This is a genomic window from Eubacterium sp. 14-2, assembly GCF_000403845.2.
Lineage (GTDB): Bacteria > Bacillota > Clostridia > Lachnospirales > Lachnospiraceae > Petralouisia.
The window spans coordinates 774,359-787,643 of record NZ_KE159567.1 but is presented as its reverse complement, the minus strand read 5'-3'; the positions used below and the strand labels follow the sequence as shown (position 1 = coordinate 787,643).

General features: G+C 46.5%; 13 protein-coding genes. 1 reads left to right on the top strand and 12 read right to left on the bottom strand.

The annotated features are described in order from the left end of the window. Positions 1–256 precede the first annotated feature (256 nt). Entirely contained in the window at positions 257–1,942 is a 1,686-nt protein-coding gene (locus tag C805_RS10805) for a methyl-accepting chemotaxis protein (RefSeq protein ID WP_016213866.1), read from the top strand. Positions 1,943–2,212: 270 nt separating this feature from the next. On the opposite strand, the gene glyA is transcribed toward C805_RS10805, so the two are convergent. The 12 genes from glyA to C805_RS10750 form a co-directional block, all read right to left on the bottom strand. Then, positions 2,213–3,451, bottom strand: coding sequence for a serine hydroxymethyltransferase (gene glyA, locus C805_RS10800; RefSeq protein WP_016213865.1), 1,239 nt, complete (start codon positions 3,449–3,451; stop codon positions 2,213–2,215). Between the two features lie 117 nt (positions 3,452–3,568). Then, positions 3,569–3,838 (bottom strand): DUF1294 domain-containing protein, encoded by a 270-nt coding sequence (locus C805_RS10795; RefSeq protein WP_022750965.1) that lies wholly within the window; start codon positions 3,836–3,838, stop codon positions 3,569–3,571. 170 nt (positions 3,839–4,008) lie between these two features. Then, positions 4,009–4,857 carry a DUF368 domain-containing protein gene (locus tag C805_RS10790; protein ID WP_016213863.1) on the bottom strand — a complete coding sequence of 283 codons (849 nt, stop codon included), beginning with the start codon at positions 4,855–4,857 and terminating at the stop codon, positions 4,009–4,011. Beyond that, positions 4,854–5,918, bottom strand: a complete 1,065-nt coding sequence (gene hisC, locus C805_RS10785) for a histidinol-phosphate transaminase (RefSeq protein WP_016213862.1) — start codon at positions 5,916–5,918, stop codon at positions 4,854–4,856. The genes C805_RS10790 and hisC overlap by 4 nt, the downstream gene beginning before the upstream one ends. Further along, a complete protein-coding gene (locus tag C805_RS10780) occupies positions 5,915–7,111 on the bottom strand; it encodes a pyridoxal phosphate-dependent aminotransferase (protein ID WP_016213861.1) in 1,197 nt (398 codons plus the stop codon). Before C805_RS10780 ends, hisC begins: the two co-directional genes overlap by 4 nt. A gap of 25 nt (positions 7,112–7,136) precedes the next feature. Next, on the bottom strand, positions 7,137–8,825 hold the full coding sequence (locus tag C805_RS10775; RefSeq protein ID WP_016213860.1) for a M3 family oligoendopeptidase: 1,689 nt from the start codon (positions 8,823–8,825) through the stop codon (positions 7,137–7,139). Positions 8,826–8,921: 96 nt separating this feature from the next. Beyond that, positions 8,922–9,365 carry a hypothetical protein gene (locus C805_RS10770; protein ID WP_016213859.1) on the bottom strand — a complete coding sequence of 148 codons (444 nt, stop codon included), beginning with the start codon at positions 9,363–9,365 and terminating at the stop codon, positions 8,922–8,924. Further along, positions 9,343–9,660 (bottom strand): DUF3990 domain-containing protein, encoded by a 318-nt coding sequence (locus C805_RS10765; protein ID WP_371197593.1) that lies wholly within the window; start codon positions 9,658–9,660, stop codon positions 9,343–9,345. Before C805_RS10765 ends, C805_RS10770 begins: the two co-directional genes overlap by 23 nt. Next, on the bottom strand, positions 9,563–9,811 hold the full coding sequence (locus C805_RS27495) for a DUF3990 domain-containing protein (RefSeq protein ID WP_371197592.1): 249 nt from the start codon (positions 9,809–9,811) through the stop codon (positions 9,563–9,565). Before C805_RS27495 ends, C805_RS10765 begins: the two co-directional genes overlap by 98 nt. A gap of 250 nt (positions 9,812–10,061) precedes the next feature. Next, positions 10,062–11,186: a glycoside hydrolase family 53 protein gene (locus C805_RS10760; RefSeq protein ID WP_016213858.1), complete on the bottom strand. Its 1,125-nt coding sequence runs from the start codon at positions 11,184–11,186 to the stop codon at positions 10,062–10,064. Positions 11,187–11,198: 12 nt separating this feature from the next. Then, positions 11,199–11,417: a hypothetical protein gene (locus C805_RS10755; protein ID WP_016213857.1), complete on the bottom strand. Its 219-nt coding sequence runs from the start codon at positions 11,415–11,417 to the stop codon at positions 11,199–11,201. Continuing rightward, entirely contained in the window at positions 11,390–13,225 is a 1,836-nt protein-coding gene (locus tag C805_RS10750) for a hypothetical protein (RefSeq protein WP_016213856.1), read from the bottom strand. The genes C805_RS10755 and C805_RS10750 overlap by 28 nt, the downstream gene beginning before the upstream one ends. Positions 13,226–13,285: the final 60 nt, after the last annotated feature.

Genomic DNA, 13,285 nt, shown 5'->3' with positions numbered 1-13,285 from the left:
CGCATCCTGACAGCAACCAATATTTTCTTTTTAATTTCCGGCAATTTATGACTTGAAATTTGCCGCTGATTTCTGTAAACTTATAGTATATTTATTGAGCATCAGAAGTTCAATTAGGTATGGCTTTTCACTTTTGATAAATGAACCTTTGCGGCGGTTCCTCCGTACCCGGTACAGCCTTTGGACCGTTGTGAACTTTTAATCATTTTTCAGGTGAAGAAACAACCGATGTACAACCATCAGGAGGAATGATTAAATGAAAAAATCCATCAACCAATCCACATTATCATTTATTTTAAATGGTATTTCCATTCTGGCCCTTTTATTTCTGGTCTTTTCGCTGCTGTCTTACAGCCAGATCAGCGGAAAACTTGACCTGGCCAATGAAAATCGATTCGCACTGACTTCCAATGCCAACCGGTTCATGAATGGTTCCGCCTATCTGACCAATGAGGTGCGGGCTTTTGCCTCCACCGGCAAACAGGAACATTATGATAATTACTGGAATGAAGTAAATACTCTGAAAAACCGTGACAAAGGCGTTGCCGCCATGCAGGAAATCGGTATCACTTCTGAAGAACAGGATATGATTGACAACATGTCCGACCTGTCCAACAAACTGGTGCCTCTGGAAGATGAAGCCATGAAAAATGTGCAGGCAGGAAACATGCAGGCAGCATTGGATTATGTATACGGAGAAGAATACAATGCATCCATTACTCAGATCAACGCCCTGAAGGAACAGTTTCTGGCGGACCTGGACAGCAGAACAAAAGCAGAGGTGGAAACTCTGGGCCGGGAATCCCGGTTCATACGGACTACCATGATTACCGCTCTGATTGTGGTGGCATTTATCCAGCTTCTCATTATGATTATCACCAAAAGGCGGGTTCTGCGTCCTGTGATTGCAGTCCGGGATCAGATGAGCGAGATTTCTCAGGGAAATCTTTCTGCCGAATTTCTTCTGAAATCAAATACTTCGGAAATCGGCATGCTGGTGGAATCCATCCATGAGACAAAACGTGAACTGAAAAAGTACATACATGATATTGACTCCAAACTGTCTGAAATGGCAGAGGGAAATATGGATCTTGTAATCGGCGATGATTACCGGGGAGAGTTCCTGCCCATTCAGAACGCAATGCGGCAGATTCTGGATTCCCTGAACAGTGCCCTCTCCCGTATCAACATAACTGCGGAACAGGTACTGGAAGAATCCAGACGAATGGCTTCTGACGCAGAGATTCTTTCCAGCGGAGCTGTGGCTCAGGCTTCAGCAGTTCAGGAACTGGCTGCCAGTATCCATGAACTCTCCACTCAGGTGGACCACACTTCTTCCGATGCGGATACTGCTCAGAAATGCTCCACAGAAGCTGCTTCTCTTCTGATGGCCAGCAATGAAAAAATGGGAGATCTTACCGCAGCCATGGAAGACATCTCCAATGCCTCCCAGGAAATCGGCGGAATCATTAAAACTATTGAAGACATTTCTTTCCAGACCAATATCCTGGCTCTGAACGCTGCTGTGGAAGCTGCACGGGCCGGAGAAGCCGGGAAAGGATTTGCAGTTGTGGCAGAGGAAGTACAGAGTCTTGCAAATAAAAGCTCTGCCTCCGCAAAAGATATTACGGAGCTGATTGAAAACTCCATACGGATGATAAAACATGGAACTTCACTGACTGCTGAAACCACCAGCGCTCTGGGCGACGTGGTAATCGGAGCAAAACAGGCCACGGACCTGATTGAACAGATTGCAGATTCCGCCATGCAGCAGTCTCAGTCACTGCATCAGTTAAAGGCAGGTATGGAACAGATTGCCGGCGTGGTTCAGACCAATGCGAGCACAGCAGAAAAGTCTGCCGCTTCCGCAAAAGAGCTTCAGAACCAGTCAGAAGAACTGAAAGTTTCCGTACACAGATTCCGTCTGCGCAGACACAGATAAATCGGAAAAACCTGTGATAGTAAAGGGACATAATACGAGAACAAAGCGGACAGGTCCGCAGGGGCTCCCTGAATCCCTCACTCATGAGGGACCTGGACGGTTTGCTGCGCCGAGTACGGTCGCTTTAGCGACATAATACAATTTGCACGAGTGCGCATAATTATTTTTATCTTAACAGGAAAATACTTTCACGCTTTAGCGTGACAAGGTCTTTCCTATAAGATAAAAAAGAATCCGGCTTTGCCGGATTCTTTTTTATCGGTAATTCTTTTATTCCAGGGGATATTTCTCTGTCAGTTCTCTGACCATTCCGCGTACTTCTTCCGAAGCAGCTTCTCCCTCTTTTATCATCTTAGCAATACACTCCGCCACTTTATCCATATCGGCCTCTGTAAACCCTCTGGATGTAACAGCCGGCGTCCCCAGACGGATACCGCTTGTCACGAAGGGGGATTTTGGATCATTTGGGATGGTATTCTTGTTGCTGGTGATATGAACGGAATCCAACAGTTTCTCCACTGCTTTTCCTGTCAGGTCATATGGGGTTAAGTCTACCAGCATCAGATGGTTATCCGTTCCGTCGGAAACCAGTTTAATTCCTCTGTCTTTCAGGCCTTTTGCCAGAGCCTGGGCATTTTTCACAATATTCTGCTGATACTCTTTAAAGCTGTCCTCCAGCGCCTCTTTAAAACATACTGCTTTTGCAGCGATAACATGCATCAGAGGGCCTCCCTGGGTTCCTGGGAAAATAGCCTTGTTGAAATTAAACTTTTCCGCCATTTCCTGGCTGGCCAGAATCATGCCTCCGCGGGGCCCCCGCAGCGTTTTGTGGGTAGTGGTGGTTACCACATGGGCATGGGGGATGGGGCTTGGATGAAGTCCTGCCGCCACAAGTCCTGCAATATGAGCCATATCCACCATCAGGTATGCGCCTGCCTCGTCGGCAATTTCACGGAACCGCTTAAAATCAATGGTTCTTGCATAGGCGCTGGCTCCTGCTATGATCAGTTTCGGTCTGCACTCCAGTGCCGTTTCTCTTACTTTATCATAATCAATAAACCCTTCGTCATTGACGCCGTAAGGCACAATATGGAAATATGTGCCGGAAAAATTCACAGGGCTGCCATGGGTCAGATGTCCGCCATGATCCAGATTCATTCCCATTACCGTATCTCCCGGTTCTAACATGGCAAACTGCACTGCCATATTGGCCTGTGCGCCGGAATGGGGCTGTACGTTGGCATATTCACAGCCAAACAGTTCTCTGGCACGCTCAATGGCAAGATTTTCCACCACATCCACACATTCACAGCCGCCATAATAACGTTTGCCCGGATATCCTTCCGCATATTTATTGGTCATGGGGCTTCCCATGGCTGCCATCACAGCTTTGCTGACCCAGTTTTCAGAGGCAATCAGCTCGATGTGGCTGTTCTGCCGCTCCATTTCTTCTGTAATGGCCTGAGCCACCTGAGGATCTGCTTTCTTCACTTCATCAAATGAGTACATAGGTTCATTTCCTTTCTCTTTTTATGTAACAGATAATTGCAAAAGCATGAAATTATCCGATTTGTACGCCTGTGGAACCGGTAACTTTCCATCCATACGCCTGTTTATGATATTACTTTATCTTCCAAAAGTCAACAGCCAGACCGCACCGGCCTGCAGAACCAGGATAAGAGGCATTCCCACCGTAAAATACCAGTGCCTGGTTTTATGGCGGAAAACATACATGCCCGCCCAGGTTCCGATACTGCCTCCGACAATGGCGGCTAAGAACAGAGTTTTCTCGGAAATCCGCCATTTCTTATGTTTTGCTTTCCATTTATCCAGCCCCATCAGGAAAAATCCCGCCAGATTCACAAAGGCCAGATATATCACTGGTATGTATTCCATTCCGGGTATCTGCACCCCGCTTTCCCTCTGTATATGTTTTGTATTTTCCTGTAATCTGATACTGAAATTTTCCCTGAGAATGCCGCAAAATGAAGTTTATATACCATACAGACGGCCTCCTGCGGCCTGAATTCCATATTCCGTATACAACAGCTTTTACGGCCTTCCCTTTATTCCTCTCCCAGTTTCAGGGCAATGACAATGCCTGCAGCCAGAGCCGCAATTCCTGTTAAAACTGTCACAGGACTTATGGTTCCGAAACTGTTCATCAGTAAAATTGCAATGGGAGAAGCCACAATCAGGCCGATAATCGCCCAGTATGCGTGTTCCGGAAATTTTTCAAATATAATTTCTATGACTTTGGCAATGGCAAAAATGCCGATAACAACGCCGATTCCAAAAGGCACCAGCACCAGACAGCCATCCAGAATCCCCGGTACGTTAAAATCCAGCAGGTTGTCGATAAAACGGTTTACCTCGCTTAATACCGGATTGTAATATCCAATCAGCATCAGCATCATGGAGCCGCTGACGCCGGGAATTACCATGGTAGCCGAAGCCAGCACCCCCACAAAAAACAGTTTTATCACATTCAGCAGGCTGAAACTCAGATCTGCCGCCGCCCCTTCCTGTTCGCCCAGAACTGCCATTCCTGCCACAACAGCAAAAAATGCCAGAAAGGACAGTATATGGCCCAGCCGGATACTTTTGCCTTTTACTTTCCTGGTTATGGCCGGAAGACCGCCCACAATCAGGCCGATAAACAAAAGATTGGTCTGCAGGGGAATTTTTTCAAACATGATTTCAATAATCCGTGCCAGTGCCACCACGCCGATGACTGCTCCGATAATAATGGGAATCAGCACTTCCATGCTTTTCTTAAATTCCGAAAAAAGATGGGTGGCCGCATGAATCATCTTGTCGTAAATACCCATGGAAACTGCCATGGTGCCGCCGCTGACACCGGGAATAATATTGGCAATCCCGATGACAATGCCTTTCAAAATCATTCGAATCATAAACGCTCTCCTAAATAGTGTTCCATAAAACGTATCAGTTCATCCATCTGTTCCTCTGTTCCGATGGAAATGCGCAGATAATTGTCGATTCCCGGTTTTCGGAAATAGCGCACATATATATCCGCCTGTTTCAGGGCTTCATACAATTCTTCTGCCGGACAGTCACGATGGGTGGCAAAAATAAAATTACTCCGGGAATCGGGAAAAGAAAATCCCAGCCTGTGCAATTCTTTTTTGGTCCGTTCTCTGGTATTGATTATTTTCTGCAGGGTTTCTCTGAAATATGTATCATCTCTGACGGCTTCCACGCCTGCTGCCAGAGCCGCGGCGCTCATGGTATAAGAATTGAAGGAATATTTCACATCATTCAGGTATTGTATCAGCTTCTCATTTCCAATGGCATAACCGATTCTCATGCCTGCAAGGCTTCTGGACTTGGAAAAAGTCTGAACCACCAGCAGATTTTCATACTTCGGGAGTAATGATAACGCAGAAGTCCCTCCAAAGTCAATATATGCTTCATCAATTATCACAATTACTTCCGAATTTTTCCTGATGATTTCCTCCAGCTCCTCCAGGCTCTTTTCCAGTCCGGTAGGGGCATTGGGGTTAGGTATCACAATACCGCCGCAGTCTCTGAAATAATCTTCGGTGCAGATCCGAAATTCCTTATCCAGCGCCGGACATTCAAAGGGAATCTGAAACAGTCCCGCCCACACATCATAAAAAGAATAAGTAATATTCGGGAATAAAATGGGTTTTTCGCTGTTAAAAAAAGTCAGAAAACTCATGGCCAGCACATCATCGGAGCCCACACCCACAAACACCTGCTGTTTTGATACCCCAAGGTATTCTGCCAGTGCATGAACCAGAACCTCCGCCCCGGGATCCGGATATCTCCGCAGGCTGTCCGGGTCCAGTTCTTTTAATACCCTGGCCACTCCAGGAGAAGGCGGGTACGGGTTTTCATTGGTATTCAGTTTTATCATATTGGGGCGGTCAGGCTGTTCTCCCGGTGTATAAGGAACCACCTTACGCACATTTTTTTCCCATGGCTTCATTTTAACTCCCTCCCGTATTCTTCCGCCAGCTTTTCAAACGCAGGCAGGGAACGTTCCAGCATTTCATAAGAAACACAGTAGGCAAGACGCACATAACCGGGACAGGAAAAAGCCTTTCCTCCCACCAGCAGAATGTGATGCTTTTTGGCCGCCTCCACAAATTTCTGTTCCTCCGGCTCCGGAGATTTTATAAACAGGTAAAAGGCCCCCTGAGGTTTCACACAGGTAAAGCCCAGTTCGGTGAGTTTTCCGTATATCAGCTTTCGGTTCCTGTCATAATAATCCACGTCTGTCCTGGCGTCCAGGGAAGAAATCAGGGCTTTCTGCATCAGCGACGGTGCATTTACAAAGCCCAGAATCCGATTTGCCACCGACAGTCCCTGAACCGCCTGCTCCCGGTCAGCCATCCGGGGGCAGACTGCAATATAGCCAATCCGCTCTCCCGGAATGGAAAGGGATTTGCTGAAAGAATAAGTCACAAAGGTATTGTCATAGTATTTTGTCAGAAAAGGAACCTCTGTTCCATCATAAACCAGTTCCCGGTAAGGCTCATCTGATACCAGGTAAATCTCATGACCATATTCTCCCTGCTTTTCATTCAGAAGAGCGGCAATATGCCGGATGGTTTCTTCAGAATATACCACCCCGGTGGGATTTACCGGATTGTTGATAATCAGAGCTTTTGTTTTCTCCGTGATTTTGGCTTCCAGATCTGCAAAATCCGGCTGAAAGGTTGGAATATCCGGTTTTACTTCCCGCAAAATCCCCTGATGATTGGCTGCATACCCCCGGTACTCTCCAAAATAAGGAGCCAGCGCCAGCACCTCGTCACCTGCATCCAGAATCGTTTTCAGCACCACATTCAAGGCGCCTGCGGCGCCGACCGTCATCACAATATGTTCTTTTTCAAATTCTGTTCCAAACCTTCTGTTCAGGCTGTGGGCAACTGCCTGTCTGGTCTCCGGATAACCTGCATTATCCATATATCCGTGAAGCTCCAGGGAACTTTCTGTCTGCACTGCTCTGACAATGGCCTGGTTATAACAGTCCGGTACAGGCGTCATGGGATTTCCAAGGCTGAAGTCGTAGACATTTTCCGCGCCCACCTGCCGGGCCAGCTCTTTTCCTTCCAGAAACATGGCACGGATGGCAGAACTGCCTGCTATTTCCCGCTGCATCTGCTTTGAAATCATAACGTCACCTCCTTTGCTTCCTGACTCAGATTCCGAGACGCTGCTTCAGTCCTGTCAGAACACGGGCCACCGTGCCATCCACATAAGCCGGTGACAGACCGGACTGCTTCAGAATGGAAACATACTCCATGGAGCCTCCCGTTTCGCAAAACAGCTTATAATCTTTCCATGCCTGTCCGGGATTTTCATCCATCCGTTCCTTAAACTCCAGTGCGCACATTTCTGACAGCACATAACTGATCAGATATTTCGGGTACATGTAAACGCCCATATTTCCAAACAACGTGGCGCCTGCCAGGATTTCTTCCAAAAATTCACTGTTATCCACACCTGGATTATATTCCCGGAACAGCTGTTCTAATTTCTCACACCGCTCTTTCATGGCCGCCTGCGGGTTCGTATACAGCCAGCCCTCGTACTCGTCTACCATGGTATAAAATGTCAGTTCACTGATAATTCCGTACTGATGCATATACAGGAATTTCTCTGCGTCTTTTCCGAAAAATGCTTCTGCATATGGATAAGCAAACAGCTCCATGGTTTTGGAGGGAATCTCCACAAGATCATTGGCCATCCAGTAGTATTCCTCCAGAGGCTGCTTTCTCATGCTGCAATATGCCTGCCAGGCATGGCCCATCTCATGGGTCAGCACCGACACATCCGTCATGGTACCATCGGAATTGGCAAACACAAAGGGCATCCCCGTTTTATCCAGAGTGGTACAGAATCCGATTCCGGTAATTTTGTTGGGAGACTGTACAGCGTCAATCAGTTCATGCGCCAGCATTTCATCATAAAATGCTCCGATTTCCGAAGACAGCTTATGGTACATCTCTCCGGCTGCCCGGCAGAGGTTCTCAATTTTCCCGGCAGGCTTCGGATTTCCATCCGGGAAAATCAGATTGTAATCGCAAACCGTCAGCTTGTCCAGCCCCAGGCGCTCTTTCTGCTGCTCATACAATACTTTCATCAGCGGAATTACTTCTTCTTTTATCTGTTTCCGGAAAGCGGCCAGCTCAGGTTCCCCATACTCCCGCCTTCCCTTTTCCAGGTTTTTGTAATCCAGATAGCTGTCAAATCCGTTTGCCTTTGCAATCCCGATGCGGGTGTTCACCAGCTCATCCAGAATTTCTTCAAATTCCTCTTTTTTATCCAGATAACCCTGATACATCACCTTAAGGCATTTCCTGCGCACCTCCCTGTCAGGGTCTTCCCGGAAGGGCCGGAGTTCCCCTTCGCTCAGTACCTTTCCCTGAAATTCAAACTTCATCGTTGCTTTCAGCTTTTGGTAACGGTTCATCAGATCCTGTTCTTTTACCTGCAGTTCTTTGCCCTCTGAGAGCAGCCGGTTGTCCTTATCCAGTATCAGAAGAAATTCTTCTCCAAATTCCCGATTGATATCTTCCACAAAAGGAGAAGAAATTAATGCCTGATTTAATTTACTGCTGTCTCGCAGCGCCAGTTCCCGATCCTGTTCCATGGCCTCTTTTGCATAGTATTCGTCTGTCGAATCCTGATACATTCGGATCATGGCCAGAGTATGATTCTCGTTTACTTCCCGCTGCAGTTCCTGGCTCTCCAGCAGTATCTTTTTTACGGTCTCATAATTTTCTGCCTGGGTAATCCGCTCTGCAAATTCATCCAGTTTCCTCTGGATTTCCTGAAAATCCATCTTTACATAAGGGATATCCTTCAATTTATAATTTTTCTCCATGGTTTTCCTCCTGTCTTTGTGCTGCAAAGGATCTCTTTGCATATGAAAGCTATTTTTTTGCAATATTACCCCATGTCAGCGGCAAAAATTTCAACTTTAATCCAGCAGATATCCGGCCCGGTACGAGCATTCCAGATAATCGGGATTCTGATAATAAACATCGGTATTAAAATCAGATATTTCCTCACTGATAAAAGAAGAAAAAATTTTCATCAGTTCATCCACTTCTTTTCCTGGTTCCGCACAGTCTTCTATCATAATGCTGTACAGCTTTCCAATGTCCGTAAATTCCGGAACCGTATATCTGCAGCCTGTAATGGTGTCAAAATCCCCTTCCGGAATTTTATACTGTTCAATCACCTCATCACTCACCTGTTCAAAAGAAAGACAATGATTTACCTGGGCATCATACAGCTGTTTCTCAATGCCTTCTCTGCCCAGCGCTTCTGTAATTGTTCCGCGCTTATTCCTGCTCTGACGGGCCGTATATTCAATGAGCGAACAAACATAGAAAAAATCATTTCTTTCCTTTTCTGTCATATACAGATTCACTCCTTTCAAATATCAGACAATCCAATGCCGATAAGGTGTGAAAACTAATCTGATGGGTGGGATACCTGAATTCAGCCAGAACCCAAAACTGTTTCCGGCTTATCCTCCCTGTCAGATAGTCATTTACATAGTTCCATATTGTGTCATCCGCCATAGGGCCTTCCACAATATCATAGGGATGTGTTTCACCTTTTCTGCATTTTGCAATAAAATCCCCACGAAAAATCTTTTGTATATCTTGTTTTCCGAATTTCCGGAAATTCCACCGTTTCTTTACCTGCATGATAGAGTATCATATGTGTTTCACCCTGTCTTTCTGAATCATCTGATAAAAATATATCATACACGATACCATATGGCAAGATTCGCCGCAGTGCGATTATAGAAAAACAAAGCGGACTGGCCCGCTTCAGCTCCCTGAATCCCTCACTCATGAGGGACCTGGACGGTTTGCTGCGCCGAGTGCGGTCGCTTTAGCGACATCTTCTATTCGCACGAGCGAGCGGATTGCGCAGCAATAAACATCAACTCCGCGAGCTGCGCATCATTATTTTTTATTCTACAGGAAATCCAAAGGAATTTCCTGTAGAATAAAAAAGATTCTGCAATATATGGATGTACCATCCGTGATACCTGTGCCATATATTGCAGAACTCTTCCTTTTTCCCTGTCCGTTTCGGACAGTTATCGTTTTCTTATCACATCCAGCGCCGGCAGAGGCCTGCCTTCATAGTCAAACAACGCCTGATTGGCCCATTCATTGCCGCAGGGCCCAGGATCTTTCATGTAGCTCAGAGAGGCCTCTGTGGCCCAACCGCTTCCCGGCACCGGAATCCAGGCCGGCTCCCAGTAGAAAAATCCTCTTCCCAGCCCTTTTGGAACATTGACAACCCGGTTCATGAAATCTTCCATAAAATCCGCCTGCCCCTGTTTTGTCATGGGGTAATCAATCTTTTCCACCAGTTCCGGTTTTGTGGCCATTCCTTTCCGTTCCGAGGGTTTCAGCTTCTCAAAGGCAGCATAATCTTCCATGGTATGGCCCATGGATACCTCTGCCACCACCAGTTCTTTGTTGTAGCGTAATGCAATGTCATGCATATTATGTTCCAGATCTGCCAGGGAGCCATGCCAGAAGGGATAATAGGACAGACCGATAATGTCAAAATCCTCTCCGTCACTGGCAAAATAACTGTCAAACCATTCCCGGTACAGGGCATTGTTCCCTCCGTTGTCCAGATGAAGCATAATGGGAATATCCGGGTCAATATCACGCACCCCATGAATTCCCGCATTCACCAGCATGGCAATACTCTCATAATCCGGCCGCTTTCCGTCCGGCCACAGCAGACCGTTGGACAGTTCATTTCCCACCTGTATCATATCAGGCAGGATGCCCTCCCGCTGAAATTCACGCAGTACCGCCACCGTATAGTCGTACACAGCAGACTCCAGACGTTTTCCCGTATAGTCATACCAGGCCTTGGGCTTTATCTGCTTGCCGGGATCTGCCCAGAAATCGCTGTAATGGAGATTCAGCAGTACGTCCATGCCCCGCTCTTTCACCCGCTTTGCCATCTCCATGGCAGTTTCCATGTCATTGGTGCCCGCCCCATAAGGCTCTCCCTCTCTGGAATAAGGATTGTTCCAGAGGCGGAGACGTATTGCATTGGTACCGTATTCCTGCAGAATTGCCAGCAGATTTCTCTCGTCTCCGTCTTTATCATAAAATTTTGCTCCAAGCTGTTCCAGCTCCGGCAGAGAAGATACATCCATTCCCTTTATAAATTTCTTATCTGAAATTACTCCCATAAAATTTTCCTCTTAATCAAAGTCAAACTTTGTGATACGCTCTGCCATGGCCCGGTAACGGAACCGCACCATTTCATTTTTTTCCAGCACGTCTTTTTCATTTCCGGTATACTGGCAGCGGATACAGTAATACTCTTCCTTCTCCTTATCATAAAACATATCAATATCCAGATCCCGCATAAAGCAGGAAGGACATCTGTAATTTAATTTGCCTTTTCCAGATTGAGCCATGTTGCAAATACCTCCTTGTCCGATACTGTTTTGGTGTATCCTAATGTAAACATGGGAGAAAAGGCATAGCCCTCCTTCACGTATCCCACTGCTTCTTTATCAGACGGCGTCATGGAAACCTTCGTCTCAATGGCCGGAATCACTGCACTCACCGCCTTAGCTCCCTCAAGCTGCGCTTCTCTGCATTTATACTCATAGGAAATGGATTTGTCCTGGCTGCCCTCGCATTTCAGGGTGATGCCAGTCATATCCTCCGGATATTCTGTGGTTCCGTAACATGCCACCATATATTCATTTAATTCCACCTTTGCATCCGGATTACTCATTTCCAGAATGGTACGCTCCATTTTGATACCGGAACTTCCTTCTTCAAAATAAATCTTCGTCTGCAGCTTCACGGTCAGATCATAAAATTCAATTTCCACCGGATCCAGCGTGAGGATTCTGGTATTTCCCTCCTGGGAAAAATGGGCTTTTGTGCGGCACAGGCACAGATCCACTTCTTCTCCGTTGTAGGAAAGTTTTGCACTTCTGACAGTCCCTTCTCCGGCATAATGGGTGAAATAACCTGCCCTGTATTTTTCCTGAATCAGGAACGGATAAGATGCATCCTGCACATGTTTCGTTCCGATTCCCACGGGCCATTCCAGTTTGGCTGCATAGGGGCGTAAATCCACAATGGCTCCGCCCTGGTCCATATTGACGCAGACTCTCATGTAAGGATCACAGTACCAGAACAGCTGCTTGTCCGAACCGTAAAGGATATCACGCCACAGAGCGCATTCCGGCTCTGTATAACTCTTTTTCTCCCGGTAGTAATCTGCAAATTCCGCCATGGTCATGTCAGTCAGTTTACCTTCTTTTTTCAGTTTTCCATAATACGCACAGCCATCGGAATAAGATTTTTCCAGCAGTTCATAAGGCGCTTCCCAGCGTCCCATTTTGTTCATCCAGCCCGGTCCCACAAACATCATGTTATAGGCATAACCGTTATTGTATTTTTCCAGAGAACGGTACTGGTCAATCAGGTTGTACATATAAGGATACTCCCAGGTCTGGCTGTCATAAATCATCCCCCGGAGCACATTCTGAGGATGGGTGCCGAAATTGGAGCCGTTTCCGTCATAACATGCCAGCAAATCTCTGGAAAGATGGGGAATTGCCACAATTCCGCTGTCCTCCTCCTGATTTGCCGCCGGCGCATGGGTATTCTGCCTGGAAGGAATCCAGGGAGCCCAGGGGCCCCCGTCAAACAGAGTATACCAGGAATTATTGCAGGTATGGTATGCCTTGGGGCCCTCCTCCCAGCAGGTTGCCACCGCACATTTTACGGAAGGATATTTTTCTTTGATATAGTTGGTCAAATCTGCATCCAGATAATAGGAACCGGTGGATTCCGGATAAAATCCAAAACTCTGATAAAATTTTTCAAAAACATCATCTACAATGGATTTCTTGTCTTCCATGGAAAACATCCAGATACAGAAATCTTTGGTATCATATTTCTCACGGAACTCTTTGCAGGGCAGCCCCAGCAGAGAAAGGGCGATTTCATCCCCGTATTTCTCATGGTCTGCTTTTGCAAGAGCTACTGCTTCTTCATTAAATAAACTTGCATAGGTCATCTGAATTGTGGTTTTCAGGCCATTTTCATGGGCCAGCCTCTGCTGTGTCTTAAAAATATCCAGAGATTCTGTCAAAAGCGCTTTTCTTCCAATATCCTCCGTTTTTCCATGTCCGGTAACTTTTTCTGCATATTCCGGTACCATTTCCGGACGGTGGATAATATTTACCACAAATTTGTCCATTTTTTCCTCCTTAAATCATCAGGTTACTATAAACCATCAGGGCTCCTCCCATCTTCGATG

Coding starts and splice junctions, on each gene's coding strand:
- C805_RS10805 (WP_016213866.1), top strand. CDS start 257: ATGAAAAAATCCATCAACCAATCCACATTATCATTTATTTTAAATGGT.
- glyA (WP_016213865.1), bottom strand. CDS start 3,451: ATGTACTCATTTGATGAAGTGAAGAAAGCAGATCCTCAGGTGGCTCAG.
- C805_RS10795 (WP_022750965.1), bottom strand. CDS start 3,838: ATGGAATACATACCAGTGATATATCTGGCCTTTGTGAATCTGGCGGGA.
- C805_RS10790 (WP_016213863.1), bottom strand. CDS start 4,857: ATGATTCGAATGATTTTGAAAGGCATTGTCATCGGGATTGCCAATATT.
- hisC (WP_016213862.1), bottom strand. CDS start 5,918: ATGAAGCCATGGGAAAAAAATGTGCGTAAGGTGGTTCCTTATACACCG.
- C805_RS10780 (WP_016213861.1), bottom strand. CDS start 7,111: ATGATTTCAAAGCAGATGCAGCGGGAAATAGCAGGCAGTTCTGCCATC.
- C805_RS10775 (WP_016213860.1), bottom strand. CDS start 8,825: ATGGAGAAAAATTATAAATTGAAGGATATCCCTTATGTAAAGATGGAT.
- C805_RS10770 (WP_016213859.1), bottom strand. CDS start 9,365: ATGACAGAAAAGGAAAGAAATGATTTTTTCTATGTTTGTTCGCTCATT.
- C805_RS10765 (WP_371197593.1), bottom strand. CDS start 9,660: ATGCAGGTAAAGAAACGGTGGAATTTCCGGAAATTCGGAAAACAAGAT.
- C805_RS27495 (WP_371197592.1), bottom strand. CDS start 9,811: ATGAGTGAGGGATTCAGGGAGCTGAAGCGGGCCAGTCCGCTTTGTTTT.
- C805_RS10760 (WP_016213858.1), bottom strand. CDS start 11,186: ATGGGAGTAATTTCAGATAAGAAATTTATAAAGGGAATGGATGTATCT.
- C805_RS10755 (WP_016213857.1), bottom strand. CDS start 11,417: ATGGCTCAATCTGGAAAAGGCAAATTAAATTACAGATGTCCTTCCTGC.
- C805_RS10750 (WP_016213856.1), bottom strand. CDS start 13,225: ATGGACAAATTTGTGGTAAATATTATCCACCGTCCGGAAATGGTACCG.